At 63.1% G+C, this 22,535-nt stretch carries 31 protein-coding genes and 1 tRNA gene; 18 read left to right on the forward strand and 14 right to left on the reverse strand.

The features are described from left to right. Positions 1-47: 47 nt before the first annotated feature. Positions 48-121, forward strand: a tRNA-Met gene (locus ACGFNJ_RS20770). A 67-nt stretch (positions 122-188) separates the two neighbouring features. Here ACGFNJ_RS20770 and xerC read toward each other — a convergent pair. Next, positions 189-1,469, reverse strand: a complete 1,281-nt coding sequence (gene xerC, locus ACGFNJ_RS20775) for a tyrosine recombinase XerC (protein WP_393450383.1) — start codon at positions 1,467-1,469, stop codon at positions 189-191. Between the two features lie 158 nt (positions 1,470-1,627). Next, on the reverse strand, positions 1,628-2,026 hold the full coding sequence (locus ACGFNJ_RS20780) for a helix-turn-helix domain-containing protein (protein ID WP_393450386.1): 399 nt from the start codon (positions 2,024-2,026) through the stop codon (positions 1,628-1,630). A 197-nt stretch (positions 2,027-2,223) separates the two neighbouring features. On the opposite strand from ACGFNJ_RS20780, the gene ACGFNJ_RS20785 reads away from it, so the two are divergent. The 15 genes from ACGFNJ_RS20785 to ACGFNJ_RS20855 all read left to right on the forward strand — a co-directional run bounded on the left by ACGFNJ_RS20785 (position 2,224) and on the right by ACGFNJ_RS20855 (position 12,106). Further along, positions 2,224-2,460, forward strand: coding sequence for a helix-turn-helix domain-containing protein (locus tag ACGFNJ_RS20785; RefSeq protein WP_393450389.1), 237 nt, complete (start codon positions 2,224-2,226; stop codon positions 2,458-2,460). 165 nt (positions 2,461-2,625) lie between these two features. Beyond that, entirely contained in the window at positions 2,626-3,582 is a 957-nt protein-coding gene (locus tag ACGFNJ_RS20790) for an AAA family ATPase (RefSeq protein WP_393450392.1), read from the forward strand. 6 nt (positions 3,583-3,588) lie between these two features. Continuing rightward, positions 3,589-3,825, forward strand: a complete 237-nt coding sequence (locus ACGFNJ_RS20795) for a hypothetical protein (protein WP_393450395.1) — start codon at positions 3,589-3,591, stop codon at positions 3,823-3,825. Then, the gene (locus tag ACGFNJ_RS20800) at positions 3,822-4,223 is read left to right on the forward strand and encodes a hypothetical protein (protein WP_393450398.1); all 402 of its coding nucleotides are present in this window, start codon (positions 3,822-3,824) and stop codon (positions 4,221-4,223) included. The genes ACGFNJ_RS20795 and ACGFNJ_RS20800 overlap by 4 nt, the downstream gene beginning before the upstream one ends. After that, entirely contained in the window at positions 4,220-4,417 is a 198-nt protein-coding gene (locus ACGFNJ_RS20805) for a hypothetical protein (protein WP_393450401.1), read from the forward strand. The genes ACGFNJ_RS20800 and ACGFNJ_RS20805 overlap by 4 nt, the downstream gene beginning before the upstream one ends. Positions 4,418-4,514: 97 nt before the next feature. Beyond that, entirely contained in the window at positions 4,515-6,032 is a 1,518-nt protein-coding gene (locus ACGFNJ_RS20810; RefSeq protein WP_393450404.1) for a hypothetical protein, read from the forward strand. Further along, complete coding sequence (locus ACGFNJ_RS20815) at positions 6,029-7,375, forward strand: AAA family ATPase (RefSeq protein ID WP_393450407.1); 1,347 nt, start codon at positions 6,029-6,031, stop codon at positions 7,373-7,375. The genes ACGFNJ_RS20810 and ACGFNJ_RS20815 overlap by 4 nt, the downstream gene beginning before the upstream one ends. 144 nt (positions 7,376-7,519) lie before the next feature. Continuing rightward, positions 7,520-7,816 carry a hypothetical protein gene (locus ACGFNJ_RS20820; RefSeq protein WP_393450410.1) on the forward strand — a complete coding sequence of 99 codons (297 nt, stop codon included), beginning with the start codon at positions 7,520-7,522 and terminating at the stop codon, positions 7,814-7,816. After that, positions 7,813-8,283, forward strand: a complete 471-nt coding sequence (locus tag ACGFNJ_RS20825) for a hypothetical protein (protein WP_393450413.1) — start codon at positions 7,813-7,815, stop codon at positions 8,281-8,283. The genes ACGFNJ_RS20820 and ACGFNJ_RS20825 overlap by 4 nt, the downstream gene beginning before the upstream one ends. Beyond that, complete coding sequence (locus tag ACGFNJ_RS20830) at positions 8,280-8,669, forward strand: hypothetical protein (protein ID WP_393450416.1); 390 nt, start codon at positions 8,280-8,282, stop codon at positions 8,667-8,669. Before ACGFNJ_RS20825 ends, ACGFNJ_RS20830 begins: the two co-directional genes overlap by 4 nt. Next, positions 8,666-8,872 carry a hypothetical protein gene (locus ACGFNJ_RS20835; RefSeq protein WP_393450419.1) on the forward strand — a complete coding sequence of 69 codons (207 nt, stop codon included), beginning with the start codon at positions 8,666-8,668 and terminating at the stop codon, positions 8,870-8,872. The genes ACGFNJ_RS20830 and ACGFNJ_RS20835 overlap by 4 nt, the downstream gene beginning before the upstream one ends. Next, the gene (locus ACGFNJ_RS20840; protein WP_393450422.1) at positions 8,872-9,690 is read left to right on the forward strand and encodes a hypothetical protein; all 819 of its coding nucleotides are present in this window, start codon (positions 8,872-8,874) and stop codon (positions 9,688-9,690) included. Before ACGFNJ_RS20835 ends, ACGFNJ_RS20840 begins: the two co-directional genes overlap by 1 nt. An 82-nt stretch (positions 9,691-9,772) precedes the next feature. Then, positions 9,773-10,771: a GAF domain-containing protein gene (locus tag ACGFNJ_RS20845; RefSeq protein ID WP_393450425.1), complete on the forward strand. Its 999-nt coding sequence runs from the start codon at positions 9,773-9,775 to the stop codon at positions 10,769-10,771. A gap of 214 nt (positions 10,772-10,985) precedes the next feature. After that, positions 10,986-11,366, forward strand: a complete 381-nt coding sequence (locus ACGFNJ_RS20850; protein WP_393450428.1) for a hypothetical protein — start codon at positions 10,986-10,988, stop codon at positions 11,364-11,366. Positions 11,367-11,467: 101 nt separating this feature from the next. Continuing rightward, positions 11,468-12,106 carry a hypothetical protein gene (locus ACGFNJ_RS20855; RefSeq protein WP_393450431.1) on the forward strand — a complete coding sequence of 213 codons (639 nt, stop codon included), beginning with the start codon at positions 11,468-11,470 and terminating at the stop codon, positions 12,104-12,106. A 26-nt stretch (positions 12,107-12,132) separates the two neighbouring features. On the opposite strand, the gene ACGFNJ_RS20860 is transcribed toward ACGFNJ_RS20855, so the two are convergent. The 8 genes from ACGFNJ_RS20860 to ACGFNJ_RS20895 form a co-directional block, all read right to left on the reverse strand. Then, the gene (locus tag ACGFNJ_RS20860) at positions 12,133-13,017 is read right to left on the reverse strand and encodes a helix-turn-helix domain-containing protein (RefSeq protein ID WP_393450434.1); all 885 of its coding nucleotides are present in this window, start codon (positions 13,015-13,017) and stop codon (positions 12,133-12,135) included. A 562-nt stretch (positions 13,018-13,579) separates the two neighbouring features. Then, complete coding sequence (locus ACGFNJ_RS20865) at positions 13,580-13,909, reverse strand: hypothetical protein (RefSeq protein WP_393450437.1); 330 nt, start codon at positions 13,907-13,909, stop codon at positions 13,580-13,582. 465 nt (positions 13,910-14,374) lie between these two features. Further along, a complete protein-coding gene (locus ACGFNJ_RS20870) occupies positions 14,375-15,295 on the reverse strand; it encodes a hypothetical protein (protein WP_393450439.1) in 921 nt (306 codons plus the stop codon). Positions 15,296-15,483: 188 nt separating this feature from the next. Then, a complete protein-coding gene (locus ACGFNJ_RS20875) occupies positions 15,484-15,939 on the reverse strand; it encodes an HIT family protein (RefSeq protein ID WP_393450442.1) in 456 nt (151 codons plus the stop codon). A gap of 63 nt (positions 15,940-16,002) precedes the next feature. Then, on the reverse strand, positions 16,003-16,368 hold the full coding sequence (locus tag ACGFNJ_RS20880) for a hypothetical protein (RefSeq protein WP_393450445.1): 366 nt from the start codon (positions 16,366-16,368) through the stop codon (positions 16,003-16,005). Between the two features lie 70 nt (positions 16,369-16,438). Next, on the reverse strand, positions 16,439-16,918 hold the full coding sequence (locus ACGFNJ_RS20885; RefSeq protein ID WP_393450448.1) for an NUDIX domain-containing protein: 480 nt from the start codon (positions 16,916-16,918) through the stop codon (positions 16,439-16,441). A gap of 125 nt (positions 16,919-17,043) precedes the next feature. Then, a complete protein-coding gene (locus tag ACGFNJ_RS20890; protein ID WP_393450451.1) occupies positions 17,044-17,556 on the reverse strand; it encodes a DUF4254 domain-containing protein in 513 nt (170 codons plus the stop codon). Continuing rightward, positions 17,528-18,013, reverse strand: coding sequence for a hypothetical protein (locus ACGFNJ_RS20895; RefSeq protein WP_393450454.1), 486 nt, complete (start codon positions 18,011-18,013; stop codon positions 17,528-17,530). Before ACGFNJ_RS20895 ends, ACGFNJ_RS20890 begins: the two co-directional genes overlap by 29 nt. A 454-nt stretch (positions 18,014-18,467) precedes the next feature. Between ACGFNJ_RS20895 and ACGFNJ_RS20900 the strand changes: the two genes are divergently transcribed. Both ACGFNJ_RS20900 and ACGFNJ_RS20905 read left to right on the forward strand, forming a co-directional pair. Beyond that, positions 18,468-19,322 (forward strand): helix-turn-helix domain-containing protein, encoded by an 855-nt coding sequence (locus ACGFNJ_RS20900; protein WP_393450457.1) that lies wholly within the window; start codon positions 18,468-18,470, stop codon positions 19,320-19,322. Further along, positions 19,319-19,708 carry a DUF397 domain-containing protein gene (locus ACGFNJ_RS20905; protein ID WP_393450460.1) on the forward strand — a complete coding sequence of 130 codons (390 nt, stop codon included), beginning with the start codon at positions 19,319-19,321 and terminating at the stop codon, positions 19,706-19,708. Before ACGFNJ_RS20900 ends, ACGFNJ_RS20905 begins: the two co-directional genes overlap by 4 nt. 99 nt (positions 19,709-19,807) lie before the next feature. On the opposite strand, the gene ACGFNJ_RS20910 is transcribed toward ACGFNJ_RS20905, so the two are convergent. The 4 genes from ACGFNJ_RS20910 to ACGFNJ_RS20925 form a co-directional block, all read right to left on the reverse strand. Continuing rightward, positions 19,808-20,725: an aKG-HExxH-type peptide beta-hydroxylase gene (locus ACGFNJ_RS20910; protein WP_393450463.1), complete on the reverse strand. Its 918-nt coding sequence runs from the start codon at positions 20,723-20,725 to the stop codon at positions 19,808-19,810. A 69-nt stretch (positions 20,726-20,794) separates the two neighbouring features. Next, positions 20,795-20,932, reverse strand: a complete 138-nt coding sequence (locus tag ACGFNJ_RS20915; RefSeq protein ID WP_393450466.1) for a hypothetical protein — start codon at positions 20,930-20,932, stop codon at positions 20,795-20,797. An 82-nt stretch (positions 20,933-21,014) separates the two neighbouring features. Further along, positions 21,015-21,899: a protein kinase gene (locus ACGFNJ_RS20920; protein WP_393450469.1), complete on the reverse strand. Its 885-nt coding sequence runs from the start codon at positions 21,897-21,899 to the stop codon at positions 21,015-21,017. Continuing rightward, positions 21,899-22,528, reverse strand: a complete 630-nt coding sequence (locus ACGFNJ_RS20925; protein ID WP_393450472.1) for a hypothetical protein — start codon at positions 22,526-22,528, stop codon at positions 21,899-21,901. Before ACGFNJ_RS20925 ends, ACGFNJ_RS20920 begins: the two co-directional genes overlap by 1 nt. Positions 22,529-22,535: the final 7 nt, after the last annotated feature.

Here is a 22,535-nt window from a genome sequence, read left to right on the forward strand (position 1 = left end):
ACGTTTTCGCATACCGACGCCGGGTGTGTAAGGTTGGGAACACCCAACGCGGGGTGGAGCAGCTCGGTAGCTCGCTGGGCTCATAACCCAGAGGTCGCAGGTTCAAATCCTGTCCCCGCTACAGAAGGCTCAGGCCAGAGAGATTTTCAATCTCTCTGGCCTGAGCCATTTTTCGGCCTTCTCGACCCTTACTCGACCTTTTGAACGGGATAGACCGCGTTCTGGATCGCGGCGGCCATAGCACCGTTGGGCCGGCGTCGCCGCGAGGCGTAGGTGTTGAGGGTCTGGGTCGGGTTGACGTGGCCCACCAGATCGGCGACCAGCGCCGCTGACAGCTGAGCGTCGAGACCGACGTCGACGACGAACTTGCGGAACGAATGCCCGCTCATGCGGTCCGGTAGACCGAGCGCTGCACGGACCCTGCGCATCTGGTCGTTGAAGTTCGTCGGGTCACGCAGCGTCCCCGCTGCCGACTGGAACAGCGGTGTCGTCCCGTCCTTCATCGGCCGCAGTGTAGGAATCCGCAGATCCAGCATCGCCATCCCGTACGGCGCCAGCTGAATGGAGCGACGCAGGTTCTTGGGGTTGTCGGGATCGTCCTCGTTGGAGACTCGGATCAGCCCGACGCCTCGAACCCTGACCACGTGACCGGTCACCTCGATGATGCCGGTCTCGGGGTCGTAATCCTCGAGCAGGAATGCCAGCAGTTCCGAGATTCGCCCACCTGTGGTGGAGAACATGGTGAACGGGTCGGCGAGGTCTCCTCGTTTGCAGAACGCGGCCACGGTCGGCACCCGGTACCTCGGGTCCGGCGGGACGAGGACGCCGTTCTTCATCTTCGGCAGCGGCGGACACAGTACTTCACTGGTTCGCAGGTCCAAGAGCAGTTGCCGAACCTGTTCGGGCTCAAGGGCTATCGCGCCCTTGCCCTTCTTGTTCTTGATCGGCTCGGTCTCGCGCATCGGATTGTGGGTCCACACGTCGTACCGTGTCGCCAGCCCGCACATTCCGGTGAGGACGATGCGTACACCTTTCGCGTCGGTTCCTCCGCGCTGTTTGTATTCGGTGATGAAGCGCTCGAACCGTTGGGTGCTGCATTCTCGGAGCCGAACCCTGCGCAGCGCGTTGAGGATTGCGACGGAGACCCGATCGTAGCGGGCCAAGGTGTTGTCGGCGCGCTTCTTCACCTCGACCAGATATTTCCGATACGCGTTCCACAAGGCTTCGATGGTTGTCTCGCCGTTGATTTCGTCGCTGCCCGAGTGAGTACGGTCTCGAAGGTGTTCGAGCAGACGGCGTTCGGCGACTGCGCCGGTGCGATCCGCTGTTCCTTCCGGTGTCCAGCGGTAGGCGCGGCGAGTTACTCCGTCGTGGTCACGGACCTTGCAGTATGCGTACCAGTAATTGGGTTTGATCTGTTTGCGTGTGATCTTGCCCCAGGTGCCGATGGGTAGCGGTGGCCTCGCCATCAGCACGCTCCAAGGATCGAGGCATGCGGATATTTCATTGTTACTCCCGTAGGTGCAGTGCCCGGTGCTAGCCGGTGTTGAACACTTCAATTCTACGGGGGCAGAATGGATTTACGTGTCGCCCCTCAGCGTGAAAGCCGAAATTGGTTCGGCAGCTTCTATTTCGACGCTTCCAGGGAGGAAACAACGACGCCGGTTGTCTGAATCTTCAACGGAGGTCGGGGATGTCGATTGTTGGCGGCCAGGGCGCGAATGAGATCGGAGACGAGTTTGCGCTGATCTCGGTCGAGGATCGCGGCCTCCGGAGGCGGGGTGTATGCCTCGTCGAGCTCGAGTGCGATGCCGGACCAGTGCGCGACGTCGCGGGTGTCGAGTTTAAGGGCGGTGGCGATGGCGCGGATGGTCTCGAGCGCGGCCGGGTGCTCGGGGTTGTCGATCAGGCGAGTGACGGTGGTGGCGTGCACGCCCGCCTCGTCGGCGAGCTGGTTGCGCGTTTTGATACCCACCGCGGCCATCGCGGAGGCCCATGGTTCGGGTATCGGGCGGGTTCGTGCCATGTCCACAAGGGTAAGGCATATGTCCACACCAGCCGTAGACATGATATCGATTTGCTTGATTCGATGCGGACTGATCGCACGGTATACCGCCTGTAGCTGCTACGACAATCTATACCGTAGTCGAGGTCAGTAGACACTGATGTCTTCTGTTGTTAGGGTTTGTGGCAGGGGGAGGAGGACAGAGGGAGGGAGCTTTGATGGCGAACAGCACGCGGCTGGCAAGCCAGACCGCACTACGGGATGCGATGACCACCCAAGGCTTGTCGGTGCGCCAACTGGCCGATCGGGCCGGATGCGGCAAGAGCATCATCGGCCTGCTGCGCTCAGGAGCCCGACGGTCATGCAGTCCGGAGTTGGCAGCGAAAATTGCTGCGGCGCTGGATATCCCAGTTTTCGAGCTGTTCCCCGAACAGAAGGACGGAGGCACGGACTGAGCGAGCGCTCAACAGTTCTACGGGAGAGAAATAGTTGACCCGGCGGGCTAGCACTCCGCCGGGTCGGCGCACATCTACGGGAGTAGTTATGCGATATCAGTTTAGCCCGACTGCCGTGAAGTCGACAGACGGGCACACCATGCTGCCGCAGAACGGGCGGCAGTGATGGCGATCGAATTCAAGCCCGCCGTGCGGCGCAAGACCCCGGCGCGGTTGGCCCTGGCCGGCCCGTCCGGCTCGGGTAAGACCTACACCGCGCTGGCGATGGCCTGGGAATGGGCACAGCGGGAGAAGTCGGTGATCGGGATGGTCGACACCGAGCACGGCCGCGCCAGCATGTATCAAGGTGTCAACGGATGGCAGTGGGAAACCCTTGAGCCCGAACGATTCTCACCGTTGGGGTTGGTCGAGATCCTCGGTGCCGCAGCGGGACGCGGGTTCAACCCGTTCATCATCGACTCCTGGTCGCACTACTGGTTCGGCCCGGACGGGATGCTCGAGCAGGTCGACCGCCGCAAGACCGGTACCAACAGCTTCTCGGGCTGGAAGGAAGTCACCCCCGACGAACGCAAGATGATCGAGGCGATGCTCACCTATCCAGGGCATCTGATCGTGACCCTGCGAACCAAGACTGAATATCTCGTCGAAGAGGATGCCAAAGGCAAGGCCGTCCCGCGCAAAGTTGGCACCAAGCCGGTCCAGCGCGACGGGCTGGAGTACGAGTTCGACATCGTCGCTGATCTGGATCTACGCAACAACCTGCACATCTCCAAGACCCGGCTGCCGTTTCTGGCCAACCAGGTCATCGCCCAGCCTGGTGCCGAACTCGCGACGCAGATCGCCGACTGGCTCGACAGCGGACAAGCCGTGCCGACGGTTTCGGAGTTCCGGCAGCGGATTCTCGAGGTCGAGGAGATGACGCAGCTGCGGGAGATCTACCTCGAGGTGGACTCCTATCGGATGCTCGGGGCACCCACTGTCGACCACGAAGGCACCCCGACGACGCTGCGGGAGCTGATCGTGGCCATCAAGGCGGCCATGGAGGCAGTCGAGCAGCATCAGGCCGCACATCGCGCGGCTGCGGCGGCCGAAGACGGCTACGACGCTAAGGGAAGGGGGTGAGAACAGATGACAACAACACAATGCGAGGCACCAGCCTGCACCCATGGGTTGATCGACATCGCCGAGATAGCAGAACGGCTCCGCGTCACCGAGCAGCTGGTGCGGCAGTGGCGATCCCAGGCGAAACCGCACCTGCTGGCGGACAAAGGGTTTCGGCTCAACGGTGATTCCGGTCCGCTGCGCTGGGTCGACTGCGACTACTGGGTCTACCTGTCAGGGCTGGCTGAACCGAGGTCGGCGTGAGCGGGGGCGGGCGTCCTTCGCTCGACGCGATCACCACGTCGAAGGAGGACGCCCAGCGGATCTTTGTCACCGAGTACCGGTTCCTGCGCGAAGCGAACATGACCCACGAGGCGATCGCGCAGCGCCTCGGCATGACCGTGGCCACCTTGCGCACCCGCATCCTGCGCTACGACTGCCTCATCTTGTCCAAGGCCGAGCAGCGGATCGCCGATCGACTCGACGGGTTCATCGCCGCCGGTGAGTCGTTCACCCTCGAACAGCTCCACGTACTCGACAGTGGGATCGCGTTGATGCTGATCCAGATCGCGCTCAAACGTGGCCGCATCCGCTCGTCACAATCACGGGCTCAACGCCCCAGGCGCGCACCGGTCTACACCCCTGTCGATACCAAGCCGTGAGGGCCGCTGATCCGTTCGGCGACGGCCAGGACTGGTTCGTCATCGACGAAATCATCGACCAGGACGGCTATCTCGTCCGTGTGTTATGGCAGTGCCGTTACATCGTGGAAAGCGGCAGCGGCAGCGCGCAGGTGACCGAGCGCCGCTGGAATGACGGCCAACACGAGTCCCGCGAGGTCGAGCCACTGACCTGAACCTCACGCCCCGTCGTGCCCGTGGCACGCCAAACGGCTCCACGTCACACCAGTGATGTCGGCCAGTTTGGCGCGCAATGACTTTCGGAGTACACGCATGCCCGTTGAAGCCCGCGAGGTCACCAGAGACACTCGCGGATACATCAAACTCGCCTTGGACTTCCTTGAGAACCCCAAGACCGCACCGATGTCACCGGTGACCAAGCTCAAGCTGATCGAGCTGTGGATCTACTGCGCCCGCAACCGCACCGAAGGCATGGTGACCGCCACCCAGGCACGACGGCTGGTGCCCGGCCGTATCCGCGAAGTCTTCACAGTCGCGCGCTGCTGGCATCACCATGACTGCACCACAGTGACAGCGTGCCAGCACGGGGCGTGCACACCGTCTGCGCCGTGCGGGCGCGAGTTCTTCACGATGCACGACTACGAGCGCCACCAAAGCTTGCACGGCCCGGCCTCGGCCAGGCGCAAGGACACCCGCGGCTACCTCAAACTCAGCGTCGACTTCCTGGAGAACCGCAAAACCGGTCCCCTGACGCCGGTCACGAAGCTCAAGCTGATCGAGCTGTGGATCTACTGCGCCCGCAACCGGACCAACGGGGTCATCGCTGCCAGCCAAGCCCGCAAGATCGCGCCACCACGCATCCGTGACGCGCTCACCATGGCCGGATCATGGCAGCACCACACCTGCACCACAGCGACACCGTGCCAGCACGGCGCATGCACACCGAACACACCATGCGGTCACGGTTTTTTCACCATGCACGACTATCGACGCCACCAAACCCACTACCTCGACCCCACCGCAAGGAGCGAACAAGCCAGGTCAGCCGGTAGAAAAGGCGGGCTCGCCAAAGCCGCCAACCGGCGAGACACGGCTAGCGAAACCGCTAGCGTCCCGGCCAGGGCTCCGGCTAGCAACGCGGGCGCGTCTCACAATTCACAAGTCATAAATACCTCTACTCCAGTAAGTTCCCTCCCTTACGGCAGTGACGCGTGGGAGGAAAAACCGCTCCCACCACCACGACCCGCACCGCGTCCTCGCCACGGCGGCGACGAGGTCGCCGACCGGCTCAACGCCGCCGCCCCCGAAATCCCGACGACCCCAGCGATGCGCCGCCGCGTCCTGGCCCGCCTGGCCCCCGATGCCGTCGCGGTCCTGGCCGATCCTGATGCCGGCGCGATCCGCCACGCCCAAGCCCAAGCCGAACTCGACCGCGCCGAGGCGGTGATCGACGCTCGCACCGAGTACCTCGCCACAGCGGACGTGGTCGAAAAACCCGACATCGACCGGCTTTTCGACCCGCACGGCGACCACGGCTACGCCCGGCGCATGGCGGCCGCGCACACCCCGCTGCCCACCCCGGACCCGGTCACCCCTGGCGAGAGACGGGCGATGGCCTACCGGCTCGCACGCGACCACATCGACGCCATCGCCCGCCACGGCGGTACCCCGCCCGGCCCGGCCCGCGAAGCCCTGCGCGCCGAACTGGAAGCGCTGCTCGATTCCGGTGTGCACCAAGACCGGCTGCGCACCGAACTCGCTGCGATGCGCGAGACCGGGATGTGGGCGGCCTCGAAACTGCGTGAGCGCCTCACGAAGGCCATCGCGTGAACGGCCCCGATTTCGAGCAGCCGGAGATGTGCGACATCGAAGCCGAACAACAAGTCCTCGGCGCGGCGCTCTACACCGAAGACAACACCGAGGTCGCGGCCATGGTCGCCGACATCCCCACCGAGGCGTTCTACCGGCCCGCCCACCAGCTGCTCCACGCCACCCTGGTCGCGCTCGTACGTGACGGGCAACCCGCCGACCCGATCGTCGTGCTGGAAAAAGCCAGCAGCAGAGGCGAACTCGGAGCCGACACCGGCCGACTGCGCCTGATCACCCTGGAGCTACTCAGCAAAGGCGTACCCGGCTCGGTCCCGTACTTCGCCGACCGCATCATCACGCTGTGGCACGCGCGCACCGCCGTCGGAGAAGCCACCCGCATGATCCAGAAACTGCACGTCCTGCACCACAACGGGGATCTGTCGTTAACTGGTCAGGTCGTCGCCCGCGCGCGCGAGGGGCTCGACCTGGATTTCACCGACCCCGTCGCTCCCGGCGAGGCGGCGCTCCCGCCCTCGGTCGCCGAGCTGCTGGCCGGCAGCGATTCCTACGACTGGCTGATCCCGCAGCTGTTCGAGTACGGCGACCGGATGATCCTCACCGGCATCGAAGGGCTCGGGAAGTCGATGCTGCTGGCTCAGATCGCGTGCGCGGTGACCGCGGGCCTGCACCCGTTCCTGGCCGCGCCGATCCTCGGTGCCGGGGCGCCACGGGCCAGCTCGCATCGGGTGCTGGTCATCGACGCGGAGAACCTGCCCGGCCAGCTGCGCCGCCGCTACCGTGATCTGGTCTCGCGCATCGACGCGGTGTGCGCGCAGCAGAACCATCCGCGCCCGGACTGGAACGACGAACTACGCATCGAGGCCCGCCCCGACGGCGTGCGCCTGGAAGACCCGCGCGAGCTGCGCCGCATAGAAGCCGCGATCGCCGCGCACCGGCCCTCGCTGGTCGTGGCTGGCCCGTTGTACCGGCTCAACGGACTCGATACCGAAGCCGCCGAGGGCGCACGGGAATTGGTGCGCATCCTGGATCGGCTGCGGGTGAAATACCGCTTCGCGCTCGTGCTCGAGGGACACATCCCCCACGCTGCCGACGGGCGTTCGCGCTCGGTACGCCCGATCGGGTCCTCGCTTCTGCTGCGCTGGCCCGAGTTCGGTTACGGCCTGGTCCCGGCGCGGGGGCACGAGGAAGAAGAACACCCCAGCGTGGTCAACCTGCGCCAGTGGCGCTACGCCCGTGACGAGCGGTTGTTCCCGCACGATCTCTACCACTCCACCTTCGGGCTGCCCTGGACTCCGGGCGACAACTATTTCCGACTCTGCCGCAGCCGAGGAATATTCATATGAATGCCGATCGAAACATACTGCACTGCAAACGAATTGAGGTATTGAGTCCGAATTGATATTGAAATATTATGGAGGACAGGGGATTTCAAGTGGCTGGCACCACCGATCCCCTGTGAATCGAATACCGCATCTACGGGAGAAACGATGACAATCGTCATGGAATTGCACTGCCCGCTCGAGCACGGAAGTGCCGAGGAAGCCGGGCCGAAAGACATTTCACCGACCAGGCCCAGCCTGGGACAGCTGGCCGGTATGGCCTGCCCAGCCTGCCCGACGCTGACCCTGGAACCAGGCTTGACCATGATGGGCGGCAATTCGGTCACCACGGGCTATTGCCCGTGCTGCCACGCCACCTGGCTACCGGCTGCTCCCATGCATCTGCTGGCAGCCGGACGCCTCGTCGGTGTCGAATACACAGCCGGACAGAGTGTTTCGTCATGATCCGCCGCGCCACACCTGATATCCGGTTCGCGCGCAAGGTCATCGACACCATCGCCTCACTGCCCGATCAGCGCCGTCATCCTGGGCTGACGTGGGATCAGGAGTTCTTCCGGATGGTCGACGTCGCCACCATCGTCCGCGCCGATACCGGCGCACCGCTGTGCCCGATCGCGATGTGCGTCGCGGGCTGGGTCGTCGAACTCGACCCCGACGTGGGCTGGGCCTACGACGCGATGACCCTGCGCACCGCCGGTCTCACCGATGACACGACCATGCCGCCGGTGCGCTTGGACGCTGATCTGACCACCGCACGGGACCTGGCCACCGGCAAACAGTTACGCGCTGCCGAATACGCCACGCGGCGACTCGGGCTGTCCGAACCCCAAGCGCACGAGTTGTTCCACTCCGCCAACACCCTCGATGAACTCACCGAGATCATCGACCGCATCGAGCGGGGGCGGCTATGAGCACCACCATCACCGCGACCGCGCTGGTCTGCAAGGTCCGCGAACTCGTCATGACCACCCCCGACGCCATCACCCCCACCGCCCACAACCATCCCCACGGCAACCGATACGTCGTGCGTGACGCCGACGGCGGCTGGCAAGGCTCACGACTGATCGGGCGCGCCCTGCTCGATCTGGGCGCCGACCCCGACGCCCTGGCCGAGCACGATGCATTCGCCCTGAGCGCGGCAAGCACCGTCATGCATTTCGTGCGATTCGACATCTGGGGTCAAGACCTGTTGTGGCTCAACGTTGTTCAATCCCAAGAGAGCAAGGGCCATCCCTGGCAGTGGGCGATGACCTTCGCTGACCTGCGCATCAAAGGTGTCATCGGGAGCAGCCGATGAGACCACCCATCGAGCCAGGCACCTGCACAGCGATCGACATCGAATACTTCCCCGCGGACCGCGATGAACCCGAACGGTGGCGCGCCAGGGCCATCTACCGCGACCTCGAGGGCAAGGTCCACCGCCTCGAAGCGCTGCGCCCCGACCCCGACGAAGCCGCGAAAGCGGTCGAGACCCGACTAGACCAACTCGGAATACACTGATGCCGCAACATAATCCGACTCCTGATCGCGTCTTGGTCGACGCCATCGACGCTCTGGTCGATGAACAACTAGCCCGAGAACCCGACAGCGGCACCGTCGAGCACTGCCCACACTGCCCCCAGGAATGGCACTCCTTGCCGGTCCGCATGCAACTGCTGATGCTGCGGCTACGGTATTGCGGTTGCGAGGACTGCGAGGCAGCCCTCGATGCGTACGACTACGCCGCAGACGACAGCCCCGTGTTCTGTCCCGGATCCCAGTTCCACGGCCCCGTACAACCGCTCCTCCAACGTCTTCGAGCAATGCGGGGACGGATCCCGATCCCGATCCAGATCGACATCATCGAGCTGATCGAAACAGACACGACCGCGGTCGAGGCCGAGCCACCACCAGGTCCAGTGCCGCCGGACGGGTGCGCCTACCGCATCACGTTCCACGGCGACGCCGACCACTACCGCGCCCAGATCTGGACCTACCGGCTCTCGCGGCCGTGGCGGGACACGAACTATGTGTTCGTCTCCCACATCAAGCGAACCATCGCCGACGACGGACCAGAGTTCGAGACCGCGATCTTCCGCTACCACCCACCCGGAACCCCCCAACCCGCCATCAGCAACCGCTTCCTCGTTGATGGGCACTGGCACGGTGTCCTCGCCGGGGAGGACATCAGCCACTACCAGGCGGCGATCGACGAGCACGGTGTCATCGTCGAAGTCGACCCGAACCTGCGAGCTCGCTACCACGCGGACGGACGAGTCGACCCCGACCTGTTCGTCCAGCAGATCACCGGACAAATGGTCATCGCGATCGTCGACTGAGGCTCTCGCCCAGGGAACGGCGGGCTTGACGTAGGTAGATCCACCTACTGTGAAGCCCGCCGTTTCCACTATTCTGGGACAGATGCTGGGGGAATGGCTACTGATCGAATGCGTCCGTAAAGATCCCAACGTCATGGCCATCGGCCGCAAACCCGTACGCCTGCAACCACTCCAGAAGGTGCTGCGTAACGAAACGCTCAAAGCCACCCGGCGCCTGACCAACCAGGTCCGCCGCAGCGGGCACAGATGGGAAGAAACCTCCACCGCACGCGGCGAGCATCTCATCGCCGAGCCGATCACGAACACGACCGACCGCATCTACGGCATCCGAATCTGGGTCGGACACACCGGGATCGAGGTGCCGCTACCGCCTCGATCAGGGGCGTGGGATCTGAATCTCGACACGATGGTCGCCCTCTACACCGACGAAACGCACGATGTCTACCAGGTTCCGAAGGACCGCCGACGCACTGAGATCTCTCGGATGTCGGCCCTTCGATACCTGAACTTCGCCGAGGACGAAGGTGCTGCCTTCGCACTGGCGATGCGAGCCGACGACACGACGCTCTATCAGAACACCTGGCCCATCATCCGCGGAGACGGCGTCGCTCGCGATCTCCACTTCTGCGCCCGCGGGGCGCGAGTTGGTGGCCGGCGGTTTCTTCAGGGCTTGGCGATCGACATCAGCCCCGGCCGCGACGAGCCCGCCGAACCACCACCGCTGACCTTCTCCCAAGCCGTGATGGCCGCCGAGCTCTCTGTGCCGGGCATCTACCACGCCCTGGTCGATCTCAAAACACTCATTGCCCACCGCTGGCTCGGAGCCGAAATGCCCGGCATCGCCTGGGAACTCACCGGCGATGCCGACCGTGATCCCGCGCTGCACCCCGAGGACATCGCCCTTGCCCGTGCGACGGCGCGCGCGACTATCGACGGGCCCTCCAACGCCGTGCTGCGACTGCGGAACACGCAGGGAGGCTGGACACGAGTCCGGGTCGAAGCCAAACGTGTGCTGCTAACCCGAGATTCGGACGCAGTAGCCATTCTGGTCAGCATGGCGCACGACACAGCAACCGAATAGCGGTGCGGGCTTCCTCTATGATGGATGACACGTTTAAGATCACCTGTTCGGGGTCAGGCCCCCTCGACCCTGGTCGGCCCCCCTCGCGAGAACCGTTGTCATCAGCTTGATTTGTCACGTCGGGCCGGGCCGACCACTGACGAGTCGCTGATTCCAGGGCCGGGACTAACTCGGCCGGTTGGGGGAAACTCATGTTGCCAGCCCGGAGGTTCCGGTGCCTATCGTCCTGAACCTGCCGCTCGCCCACACTGTTCTTCGCACCCTGAGTGCGAAACCGCATCTGCACGATCATCGCGTCTGGGCCGACGCGCGCCCCGAAGGCACCGCCCACAGCGTCGCCGGATGGACTGTCACCCTGGCCGGAGCCGAATGGACCCAATGCCACGAAATCGTCATCTACCGCGGCAAACGCCGCTCGGTCCCCATGCTCGCCCAAGAGCTGCTGGGCCTGTCCTACAACCAAGCGCGGACGCTGTTCTTCCACTGTGATGAACAACAAGCCATCAACATGCTCTGCGGGCTGGTCGGCCACGCCTACCAACAGCAGTTTCACCAATTGATAGCCGCTGCAGAACAATTCAACCGAGCCAGCTGACCGCGAACGACTCACCATCTACGCACTGGTGCGATATCTACTGATGCACGCTAGAGTAGAGACATGGTGATCGTCGCTGTGACACAGCCGGATTCACGCCCATGACTCGCACAACCCCACGGGCCGCCGTATCCCACGAGCTCGATGACGCGGTCCACGCCCTCATCGGGCACCGGCTGCGCAACCACATCGACTCCGACGGCGCGATCCGCAGCGGCTACAGCGAATCGGTCTACGACGAGATTCGCGCTGAGCTTGCCGCACGCCAAGGTGACGGCGGATCCTTGCGGCCACGCAGCCTTCCACCCGCCTGGGTCGAAGGACTCGACTGGCTCAGCGACGTCGACGCCACCGTCGCCGCCTGGCATCCCGATGCCGGCGGCGACAACGGGCACACCGAGACCGTGCGCCGACTCAACCTTCTCGCCGCAACCGCCTGGGCGCCGGAGTATCGCGAAACCGTGGACGAGTGGATCGCCCAGCTGCGGCGTTGGGCCGAGGCCGGAAAGGGATTGCTCGAACCGGTGCATCGGTGGGAGCTGGTCGCGGCCTGCCCGGCCTGCCAGGTCCGCACCGTGCACCGGCCCGACACCGCAGGGGAATACGTCCGACAAGCCGCACTCCAGATCACCGCAGACGGCTGCGTCTGCCAGTCCTGCCACACCCGATGGGCTCCCACCCACTACCGGCTACTCGCTGCCGCCCTTGGATGTGAACTTCCGACCGGCGTCCTCGAATAGCGCGCCGGGCCTCATGCGGAGTCGCGTCACGTCGCGGATTCCTTCGCGATCTTGCGGAGGAGCCTGCGACTGTGAGGCTCATCCAGTGACGAACGTTGTAGTTCGGCGTACGCCTGCTGATACCGCTGGACCTCATCGATCTTCTCGAGGTACGCCGCGCCGGTGTAGCCCTGTAGGTGTACGACAGGAGGTTCGGTGAGCCGCGCCGTACGGTGCCTCGGGAATTCGAGCAGCTCGAACGGGCCGACAACCAACCCCGCATACGCCTCGACGCTTAGCGGAACCACCTGCACGCATACATGCGGCAGCTCCCCGAGATCCGCTAAGTAGTTCATTTGCTCTGCCATAACAGTCCGGCCACCGACGGCTCTGCGCAGAGCGGCTTCATCAATGACAGCATGCAGCGACCGGGGATGAACAGGCTCGTAGAGACGAGCCTTTCGGCAATTGAGCATCTCGATGCGACGTTCGACCTCGGCGACAGGCATCATCGGAGCCGTCAGCCAGATCAGCGCTCGATGATATTCCTCGGTTTGCAAGAGTCCGGGTAGAAGCGTCGTCTGATACGAAGTAATCCGTTTCGCGGCATCTTCGAGCCCTATGAACATTTCGCAGCTCTTTGGGATCACGTCCCCGAATTCGTGCCACCATCCCTTCGCGCGCGCTTCCTCCGTCAATTCGAGAAGTATGCCCGTCACACCCTCGGACGCTCCATACATTGCGCATAGTTGCTCGATGAACAGCGGATTCAGCCGCACAGGTTGTCCGGTTTCCATCCGCCACAGTGTCTGTTTGGCGACACCGATCCTCTTCCGGGCCGTTTCCGCACTGACGCCTGAGTTCTCCCGCAGCTCGCGCAGCTGGCGCGCCAACATGCGGCGGGCGAGGACGGGTGCGGCAGTGACGGTCACGACGCACGGTCCATCCTGGTGCGGCCGTCGGCGGCGACGTAAAGTTTTCGGTTGTAACTGAGGTTCATTCGAGTTCCTGGCTGTGCGGTCGTCGATGGTTTCGATGCGGGCTATGACCTCGCTCGAATACCACCGGATTGGTCAATACTTGGCCACAACCTATGCAATAGATCATTTATCGATTGAATATATGGGCCTATATCTGCTTGTCACATACCATATTAGTCTGTGCATAGTCATTGCTCAATTGATGACAGAGGGGGTTCTGAACCATTACACAAATGCCACAGGTGCCGAAAACGGAGCGTGGGACGTTCGGGCTAATGTCGACCCGACTCGCTTTCTGGTGGCCCACGACGTTTCAGTCCTGGGCCACCAGAAAGCTGTATTCGACGTATGCGAGGGAAAGTTCTTAACCACTGGCGCAATCACCCGCAGCCTTGCCCGCGTATTGGATATTGGCGTATGGGCTGGCCTACCTCAGTCCAAACTGGCTACTCGTCGCCATCCTCGGATATGGAATTCCTCCAATCGTGCACGAATAGCCGGTACCGCATCACGATCAGGTGCGTGGCTCAGCCTCATCCTTCGTCTCGGGATCCGGCACAGGCTGTGCCAATAGCTCACGCAAAGTGGCAGCCAGGTCGGCAAAGTCCGCGAGCCGTGTCTCCTGGTCTGCCGCCGACGTATCGGGACTGGGCATCCCTAGCGGCAGGGGTGCGAATTCGTCGTTGAGAGTTGCTTCGGCGCGGGGCAGTACCAGACATTGCACCGGACACGAAAAGTGGACACACATGGCATAGATCGCGTCGTCGCGAGTGAGGACTCCGGGGTCGACCAGGCAGTCACCGAAACCGGTCGCACCCGGATCCGGTGAGGCCGGCGTGTTCACGACGCACACCCCATCGTGGGGCGGCGGCCATCGTCGATGATGCGCCATCCCGCCCACTCGCAGGCATGGTGGTCCCATGTTCGATGTGCCTCGATCCTGCTCTCTCGCACCGGAACACGCCCGCACAACACCGCCGGACAGACCACGCCAACCAGAAGACCATCTTCATCGAATTCCGGTCGCCCGCAATGGGAGTAGAGCTTCAGACATCGACGTTTGAGCTCGGCGTTCTCGAACATGACGAAGCTGCGACAGCCCCGCCGACGGGATGGGGCTCCGCTCGATCGGTGAGATATGCGTCGAGCGAGCTGATCTCGCCAGTTCACCGGCGCACCTCCTTTCCCTGATGATCATCGAAATCGACTGGTCGCCAACCTGTTTGGCGGCACCGTTCCAAGCCGCAGGTGCTGCGGGGATAGTCACACGAACCCGATAGGGGCCATCGATGGTCTCGGATTTCTGTCCTCATCGGTACACCTCCCATTCGATCGGCCACCGCCCTGATCGGGAGATGGTCAACGCGTCATTGATCTCGACCTTGGTTTCTGCTCCTGCGGCGTCGCGGATCAGAACTTCGCCTTCGGTTCCTGCGGCCTCGAGGACTCGTGCTCCGACCGTGATCAGCTGACTGGCGGCCCTGTGCCATGACATGGCGACTGACCGTTTTCGGATCCCTGCTGCCGCGGCCGCGTCGAGCTCGACGGTGATGTGACTGTTGGGCAGGACTTCGAACTCGATCTCGTGGCGCCGACGCGCGAGTTGGTGGAGGCTGTGCGCGGCCCAGAACGTGATGTTGAGCAGGATCATCAACGGTGGAGCCCCGAGCAGCTGCTTGTATCGCAGGTGCTGCTGCGGCCACTCGAGCCACCAGGACTCGCCTACCGCATACGGGCGCGCGGCCATCGGGAGGGCAAGGCGTTGTCCGGGCTCGAGGACTCTCACTCCCAGCCAGCCGAGCTCTTCGAGCGCTTTGGGCGGGATCGACTCACGCGTCGCCACTACCGTCCAGTCCGCGGTGGAGAGCTTCTCGGGCGCGGGGGCCAGTGTCGGTGTCTGGAACCCGATTCGGTCGTTCACCCACCCGACAAAAGCGTGGGGCATCATCACCGCGGTTATGGCGTCATCCGCGATCAGCTCCACCCGCCCGTCGTCGCTGATCGTCGCGGGCAGGTTCCGCGCCCGATAGGCGGCCGCCCAGTCTTGGGACGTGGTCAACGAATCCGCGTCGTCCCAGCCGTGGTTGCGGGCACCGTCGATCACTGCTCGCGCCGCGAAGTGGGCACGACACTCGTGCCAATAGTGCGCAGACCAAAGCACTCGCGCGTCGTGCGGACTCAACGACAGAGGGAAGCTGTCACAGGTGTCTTCCTCGTCTTCGTAACCCATTACGCTCGCCTCCTCATAGGCGTACGACAGCGGGGTAGTCGATCCAACGGCGCAGGCGGGTCCGGTCGTCTAGCGCGCAAAAGTGTGAGCACGCCGAACGTTTCCACGGCGATGGTGAGTGCAGAAAGCAGCAAGGGGGAATCCTTCCGGGTTTGTTGTCGGTGAATGTGTCTCAGCAGCAATGCGTTTCAGCGCCAGGTATCCGGATCGCCAGGAAAGATGCGCCGGATCCCGCCGCGGGGATCGGCGATGTCGCCGTGGTAGCGGGGGATGATGTGAAGATGCAGGTGGTCCACGCTGCGGCCTGACGCCGGGCCGTCGTTGATGCCGATCGTGTATCCCTCAGGGCGGAAACGCTGCTCGAGGTGACCCTGCATAGCACGTGCCAGCCAGTGAAGGTCGCTCGCTTCCTGATCAGTCAGGTCGAAGAACGACAGCATGTGACGGAAGGGAACGATCTCGAGATGGCCTGGGCTGGCGGGGAAGTTGTCCCACCGTGCATATACCGTGCCCCAGCTGCCAGCGATCCTGTTCAGATCCGGATTCGCCGGGCAACAGAACAGGCATCGCGATTCAGAATTCGGTGATGCGCCAGCCCGTGCACTATCTAGCTCAGCCACCGGTGTGGCGAGGGAATCGACCATGGATACTGACTCCTACTCACGTGCTATTCACTGAATACGGGATATGTTGTGCGACAGCACTATTCACAACGGAATAGTGATCTCCGGAAGGCGGCGGGTACCTCGCCCGAGCTCGTCGGCGAGGTCTTGATAGGCATCGCCGAGTTCGGCCAGTTGCGCGGAAGCGTCGGCAAACAGGCGATCCGGCGCGGCTACGAGCGCGATATAGGTTTGGACAGTCGCCTGCGCAAGCTGATCGATGACCTGACCCATCGTGTGGGTATGCACTCGCGCGTCCGGGAACGGGTCCGGGGTCACCAACCTCACCCAGTCATCGATCTCGCACATCAAACGAGAGCGGTGCCAGTCGATTTCCTCGAGCTCGCATAGCGGTGTGTGCTCGCGAGTTTGATGCAGCGCGGCGAGCTCGCCGGCCGAATCCAGCAGCATGACGTCCTCGATCGGAGGGAAACCCCTGCAGGCGGCCAAGACCATGTCCTTGCCCGGCAGCCCGGTTCGACTATCCATCGACCGATGGGTGTTGCGACCACCCGCACACGCCGAAGTGCTCTCCGTGCAGAAACAAATTCAGTCCGGCACGGGTACTCAGCAGAGTCGCTGGCGGGATCTCATCGAACCCGAACCACCGCAGGTCCGAACAACGCTCGGGCTCACGGTTATACGGTTCACCGGTCCAGGTCTCAGCGTGGAAGGTGAACACGATCCGTGTGCCGCCGAGGGGCGACTGGATGTGCAACACCGCCACCATCCGGACCTCGTCAGGGACCAGCTGTACGCCGACCTCTTCGTTCGCCTCACGGATGACGGCGGCGAGGACATGCTCCCCCTGCTCTAGTCGGCCTCCGGGAGCGTTCCAGTCGCCATCGGCGAAACCGGTGTTGTGGCGTCGCGTCAGCAGTAGGCGGCCATCTCTGACTATCAGCAGTTGCACCGCGACCGCGATGCCGTTGCCGCGCAGTGCATTCGGCACGTCGGACACAATGTCTCCTTGATCGTGGCTCAGCCCTGGCCTGCGCGACTGTGCCGTTTGCGGGATTCGATCGCCTGCCTTCGGTGCGATGGCAGGCGATCGCCCTCGCGTCTTCCTACGACGTGCGGTGTCCATCAGCGGCGATCCCCAAGTGCAGGAAGACGTCGAGCACGCTGGATTACTTCGCGGGTCAAGTCGGTATAGCCGTCGACCAATTCCGCCAGCCGGTACCAGGCCGCGTGCACCCTGGGGTCGTCTGGACTGATCGTCATCAGCAGGCGGTACGCGTGTACCTGCGCTTCGGCGATCCGGTCGAGCAGTCGGCCCACCGTTTCGGTGTGCAGGCTCGCGTTCGGATGTGGCACCGGTAGCCGGGCCGCCACCCACGTATCAACCTCGACGGCGAGTTCGTCTCTGCGGCGAGCGATCTCAGCATGGGCGGCGGCGGTTTCGAGGAGCTGCTCGTGCAGGATCCCGAATTCCCGCGCGAATCCGCACAGTGGCTGGTCGCCGATGTGGTGCCCGCGGATCGCGGACAGCAGCTCTTCGTCGGAGGGGAAAGACAATCGCATGTCGGTCATGACCAGCGTGAGGCTCGTCGGCGCGGCGCACATGAGATCAGCACCCTTGAGACCGAGCGATGGCATGTCCGTCGAGCACTTTGCGGGCTATCCCAAGCACAAATGTGCGGGATGGAGCCGCGCTCGCGCCTTCCAGAGGCGGTGCCGCCCAATACCATCCGATCGGAGAGTCCGACATCGGCAACCACACCCGCGTTCCGGCATCCAGCAGTCGGACCTCGTGGCGTTCCAGCTCGGCAAGAGAGCGGTCGCCTAGCTTGTTGCTCCGGTTGGGGCCGACCAGGAAGATCCATCGACGATCCGGCCCGGAATGGCTGATGACAGGTGCCGACGCGGCATCGCCGAGCAGCTCCTGGACCAATTGCCCCAGACTGGGCGGCATCACCACCGCACCGAGCCGGGCGCTGGTCAGCATCGAGGTCCGGCCGAACGTCAGCTCAACAGGGAAGCCGTATTGGCCGTACACATGAGCGACGTCATGCGGGCTGTGGCATCGCTCGAACATCACCGGGTCCTCCTCCATAAACGGCTCCGTAGGCGACCTGGTTCGGGCGGCGGCCACATACATTCCGCTTCCGCCAGGCCAGCCAGTTCCAGCCCGGTCAGGCCCAGGCTTGCGGCGTCCGCTCGGATAGCGGCCCACTCTTCCGCCGCGCGCAGGGCCGCGACGGCCTGATCTGCTGTCAGAGTGCGACCGGGCAGGAAGCTCACTACCCAGCCGTCCTGTCCCGCCGCTCTCGCTTGATGCTGAGTTAAATCGCTGGTCATCGACTTTTGATCGACTGCGTGGATCGACATTTGCCCCACCGCCTAGGTAAGAGATCCATGTCTCGAGCCGTACATGGACTCACATTTGCCTGTTAGATTCCATGTTAGTCTGTATATATACATGACTCAATGGAATGGCTGAAATCGTCCAAGAGCGGGTGCACGTACGATGCACAGGTCGTTTCATGTGCCAGTACAGGGAGGCCAGGGTGCCGGACAGCCGTTCCGATCCAGCTGCATTGCGATTCTTGATCGGTCACGACCTGCGGGTATCTCGCGAGAAGGCCGGGATGAAGCAGGCCGAAGCCGCCAAGATCCTTGGGTGTAACCAACCGAAGATCAACTACTTGGAGACCGGAAAGACGCAGCAGAAGCCAGACGAGACGACAGCGCTGCTGAGGGCGTACGGCGCAGATGTCGAGCACATCGATCGAATCGCCTCACTGGCGGGAAAGGCGGATCAGAACACGTGGTGGGCGCCGTTCTCCGACGTCTTACCCGACTGGTTCCGCACGTTCGTCGGACTGGAAGGACTCGCGACAAATCAGTTCGTCTACCGATCCAAGACCATCCCCGGACAGATGCAAACGCCGCGATACGCATCCACGCTCCTTGAAGCCAGCTTGCAGATCGCGTTGATGGATGCACCGCAGGTGGTTGCGAGTCGAATGGCTCGACAGCGACTGAATGACGAACGCAATCCGCTAGGACTGAGGGCAGTCATCGAAGAGGCTGTACTGGATCGGCCAGTCGGCGGCCCACCGGTTATGCGCGAACAACTCCAGCACTTGCTCGACCTGATGCGGCTGGACAACGTTGAGCTACACGTGATGCCCACCAGCGTGGCGGTTCATGACGGATTGGATGATGAGTTCATGCTGCTCGACTTCGATGCCGCACAGAGCATCGGCTATCTGGAGCACGCGGCAGGTGCCCTTTACGTGCAGGATCAGGACCAAGTCCGCCTGTATAGAATGATGGCAGACCGTTTGTGCAGCGTTGCGCTCTCGCCTTCCGAGTCCGCCGACCTGATCGCGGCCCGCATCGCTAACCTGCAAGCATGAGTTCGGAGCGACCTGACATGAAGACCATCGCCCTCGCCTGGCGGACCTCCAGCTACAGCGGAACCAACGGGGGCGAGTGCGTCGAGATTGCCTTTGACGGTGACACGGTCCTCATTCGTGACAGCAAGTACTTGCGGGATCCATCCAACGATCCGGCTGCACAGCCGGTGATCTCCATCCCCGCGCAAGAATGGAACGCCTTCAAGGACGCCGCGGCCGGCACCGAGGCCGACGATGCACGCGGACTGCCGCTCATCGAAAGGCTCTCATCCGGCGAGGTGCGCATCCAGACCGACGGTGGCATCGCCCTCACCTATACTGCCGCCGAGTGGGTTGCGTTCACCGCCGGTATCTGTGACGGTGAGTTCGAGCTCGCAACTGTGTAGCCCGATGAGAAGCCCCGACGATGCGTGACGGCGAGTTCGTAACCACCTAGCGGTTCCGCTTATCGCGGTGGCCAGCGGATGCGCCATGTGACGACGTCATCAACCGAGGACAGTCGCAGCGGCATATACAGCGCGTAAACGGTCACGCACGCTGGCGTTGTCCACGAGTTGGAGGGCGTCGGCGTGATCGGCGGCGGTGACTGACAGCTTTCGCTGTTGCTGTTCAAGGTACTGCTGGAGCATCACCTCTACGGGGCCAGGCGCGAGGTGGCCGGCGGTCGCGGTGAACAACATGGTGAGTGGGAACGACCAACAGGCATGGAGGAATCCAAATGCTGGTCGCGGCGTTCGCTTCCACGGCGAGTAGTAGGTTCGGCTGTCGTGGATGGCGATTTCCGTCGCCGCGAGCGCATCGTTGAGCCAATTGTGACCAGCTTCGTGAACGATGTCGCGGGCTAACACCGTTGGGTCGTTGATGTGGTCGAGAAATATGGTTCCGGGCAGTCGGCTGATGGTCCAGCTGTCCAAGGTGTCGGTGGGGGCCTTGGACCGAAGTAGGCAAATGATCGGTGCGTGGTTATCTACGAGATCACCGAATCCAGCGCTGGCGGCGATGTTGAGGGCGGCGGTGACGAGGTCGATGGTGTGGCGTGGTGCTCGCGTGGTGCGTGGCCCCACTACGTAGTAGGGGGCGTCTGCTAGTGGAGATTGCTGCATGTCTTCGGGTGTGGGCGATTGGGCGAGCTTCCGTCCGCGTGCTGTCGGTTCGAACCAGGTGGCGGGCGGTTCGACGATTGTTTCCTTGTACCAGTGGAATTCGTCAAGGTTGCCGCTGCGAGCAGCCTGCTCGGCGCCTTCGAGGTAGTGATGGGCGAGGGCGTAAGCCAGGGCTTGATCACCTAGTGCTAGATGCTCGCGTGATCCGTTGGTGTTGAGGATCGAATGGATTGCCGCGGTCCGGGTTTGGTGGAGTTGGTCGGTTTGCTGTAGGCGGAATACGCCATTCAAGACGTCCACGAGAGGGCCTTTCGCATGGCGGGCAGCTGTGGGCTGGGCGACTGTTCGCCGCAGCCCACAGCGAAGGGTCTACTTCTCGGCGGCCATCCAGCCTTCGGAGATGATGCTCGACGTGTGCGCCGTGGTGCGAATGGCTTCGTCGGCATCTCGTAAGTCGCCGACGGCCTCGAGGAAGTCGGTCATCTCATTGATGGTGGTATTGCTCATGGTCAATTCCGTTCTCTAGCTGAATATTGGGTGCTGGTAGGTATGGTTCGCGGCAGTGGCTCTTCCCCCTTTCTGTTGACGACTACGACGCAGCAGCGACAGCGGTGCGGAGCAGAGCGCTGTGCAGCTGCGCCATGGTTGGCCTGTCGGCGGGGCGGTGAGCGAGTGCCGCGTCGACTGTTTCGGTCAAGACTGAGTACCCGGCGGGAGGTCTGGGCGGATCACCCGCTCGGGGGATGTCGCTGAATAGCACTCGATAGGCCAAGACTCCGAGGCTGAAGACATCGGCCTCTACGCCCGCGCCGGAGTAGTTGGTCAGATACTCGGGCGGCCAGTGGACTTCGGGGCCGCGTCGGTGCGGGCCTCGTGGGGATGAGAGTCGGCGAGCGGCGCCCAGATCAGTGATCAGTCCGCGTCCATGGTCGATCAGGATGTTCTCCTGGTACACGTCGCGGTGCACAATTCCGTGTTGGTGTAGCGAGATAAGTCCTGCTGCAACGTCAGCAAGTACCGATATCTGTTCGGTATGCGTGACACCGGTTGCTGACGTTCCGGCACTAAGCATGGAGGTACGGAAGTTACCGCCGGGGTAGTGCGGCATTGCGTACCAATCGAATGCAGAACATGTTCCGGTATCTAGCACGGGGACAACGTGATTGCTGCCGGTAACCTCTACGGCGAGGTCACGTTCGTAGCGGAAGTCTTCACGCGCGAGGCCACGTTCGACCGCGGTCATCTGCTGGTACCAGTAGAACCCGTAGGCGGCGGGTCGCTGTTCGTCGGGAAGTGCTTCCAGTACGTGGTTGCTGCCGAAGCCTGCCTTGATCACTACGGGCTGCTCGCCGTCTCGGTGCGCGAGCACGAGAGTGCTGGATCGAGTGAACGACACCAGCTCGACAACGCGCCAGGACCATTCGGTGAGTTGGTCGAGCACCCATGCTGCTGGATGCATTGGATGCAGCTGCATCAGGACCCTCCTGCATTTTGAGAGAGAAGTCGATTGAGGACTTCATCGGCAGTTCGGACAGCGTCCTCGGGGGCATTCAGCTCACGACGCCATAGGGGTGTGCCAGTGCAGCGTTCGGACTCGGAAGCAGCCTGTTGATAGAGCTCGTCCAGTACGACGGCAGAATCCGGATTGTCCGTCGGCCGACTTGCTGCCCGACGCTGGGCCAGACGTTGCTGGCATAGCTCTGGGGCTGTGGTGACCAAAATGGTCAGATCGGGCCGGATGCCGGTGTGCCTGATGAGCGTATTCACGTAACCGCCGACGCTGCGCTGGTAGGCCGTGGCGAGCATGCATGCGGTGGAGAGAACAAGTCGGTCAGCGATAACGTCGCCGAGGCGAGCGGCTGGGGCGAGGTTGTTTTGCATGTGAAGGGCGAGGTCGTCGAGAACAGCGCCAAGAGCATCGTCCTCGGCGACGGCGCCCCGGCCTGTCCTTAAAGCAACGAGGGACCGGGTGGATCTCAGAGAGAGCCAGGAGAACTGGCCCAGATGGGTCATAGTGAGCGATCGGGCTTGGGCACGATCCAGGATCTGGTTCCGCAAGGTGCTCTTGCCAGATGCGGCAATGCCTTCGAGTGCGATCAGCATGGTCATA

Source organism: Nocardia sp. NPDC049149, assembly GCF_043197455.1.
Classification (GTDB): domain Bacteria; phylum Actinomycetota; class Actinomycetes; order Mycobacteriales; family Mycobacteriaceae; genus Nocardia.